Consider the following 1,602-nt stretch of genomic DNA (forward strand, 5'->3'; position numbering starts at 1 on the left):
TTACCGAAATAATATCGCAAAACAGGTTTTAAAAATTCTCTGTTTTGTACAAAAATTAATTAGTTCCCCAAGGGGGTTCTGAACAGTTACAAAACAGCATTTGATAACATGGGAAAGAAATAACGGAAAGAAAATAAGAGCTTTCATTTACAGAAGTGTGAATTGAAGGCTTTTTTCGTGGCGTTTCATTACACGAAAAAGGGGATTCTGTGACATTTTAAAGAAAAAGAAGCATTTAACTTTTATGATGTATAAGCACGGGGCGCATTACTGCAATCAATTATTCTCTGTTCGTTAACATTACGTTTGAGAAACAGCATGACAGAAGAAAATGGAGGAAAGTAGGAATGAACAAGAAAGAATTTGCAAAGGAACTTGCCAGAAAAACAAATCTTACTACAGATAAAGGAATGGAGTGTATTACAGCATTTACTGAAATTATCGAAGAACAGTTAAAAAAAGGAAATCGTATTCAATTTGTAGGATTTGGTACATTTGAAACCATCCAAAGATCTGAGAGAACAGGAAGAAATCCGCAGACAGGAAAAGAAATGATTATCAAGGCATGCACAGTTCCTAAATTTGCAGCGGGGAAACAACTGAAAGATGCGGTGAAATAAAGCTGAAAGAAGGATGGCGTAGTATATGCAGTGGGGAATAATTTTTCTTGTGGTTTTTTGTTTTGGATGCTTATTTGGCGGGGTACTTGTGACAATAGTGGCGGCAAAAGAGAATTATTATTTAGAAGGCATGGTTACAAAATTGGAAAAGGAATTGAGCACCATGAAAGAATTACAAAAAAAAGGAAAACAGATAGATCAAGAACATGTCACAGGCAGCGAATGATGTGTCGTGTGTCACGGATTGTGACAGCTTGTACTGTTGAAAGATATCCGATATCCAGAGAAGCAACAAACAGAGATTGCAGCATAAAAAATAGATTGCAGGAAACCCGTAAACGATGGAGTTTAAAAAGAACTGCATCTAAATGGAGATCGACTGAAACCTGGAGCGGTATAGCGTCCGCTGAATGCATCAGCGCAGCTCAAGGGGAAAGAAGGTCGGCAACAATCGAATGAAACTCAATTATTAGGAGGAGTAGGGAAGAGATGATGAAAAGAAAAAGCAGATTATTGATTGCATTGACAGGATGCATGCTGGCTGCGGGGATTTTGACCGGATGCGGAGAAAAAGTGACCACAGAAAGCCTGTTAAAAGATTTAAATGAGAACTATAAGCAGACAGAATCGCTAAAAGGGGATTTGAAATTAGACGTAGATTTAGGAATTGAAGAATCCGGTGTATCCATGAATATGGGCATGGGTATGGATGGCAGTATCGAAGCAACCAATTCTCCGGCAACGATGCATATGGACGGCGATTTAAATGTCGATCTTATGGGACTTGAAATGAATTTCGAGATGTACAGCGTAAAAGAGGATGAAAAGGTCGATGTCTACATGAAGATAGCAGACCAGTGGACAAAAACAGAAGAAAATATTGAAAAATTGTAACTGTTCAGAACTCCATTAGTTAAAGATGATATCGGAATTCCCTAAAAGGGCTTCTCTGATTGCTGTAAAAGCATTTATTCCATGCTTA

Annotated in this window: 3 protein-coding genes; all 3 read left to right on the forward strand. The window is 37.8% G+C overall.

Going from position 1 to position 1,602, the window contains the following annotated elements:
* The first annotated feature begins 347 nt into the window (after positions 1-347).
* The 3 genes from BUB85_RS20795 to BUB85_RS20805 all read left to right on the forward strand — a co-directional run bounded on the left by BUB85_RS20795 (position 348) and on the right by BUB85_RS20805 (position 1,514).
* Positions 348-620 (forward strand): HU family DNA-binding protein, encoded by a 273-nt coding sequence (locus tag BUB85_RS20795; RefSeq protein WP_073113373.1) that lies wholly within the window; start codon positions 348-350, stop codon positions 618-620.
* A 25-nt stretch (positions 621-645) separates the two neighbouring features.
* On the forward strand, positions 646-846 hold the full coding sequence (locus BUB85_RS20800) for a hypothetical protein (protein ID WP_073113374.1): 201 nt from the start codon (positions 646-648) through the stop codon (positions 844-846).
* Positions 847-1,109: 263 nt separating this feature from the next.
* Entirely contained in the window at positions 1,110-1,514 is a 405-nt protein-coding gene (locus BUB85_RS20805) for a DUF6612 family protein (RefSeq protein WP_073113375.1), read from the forward strand.
* Positions 1,515-1,602: the final 88 nt, after the last annotated feature.

Source organism: Hespellia stercorisuis DSM 15480 (genome assembly GCF_900142165.1).
GTDB lineage: Bacteria > Bacillota > Clostridia > Lachnospirales > Lachnospiraceae > Hespellia > Hespellia stercorisuis.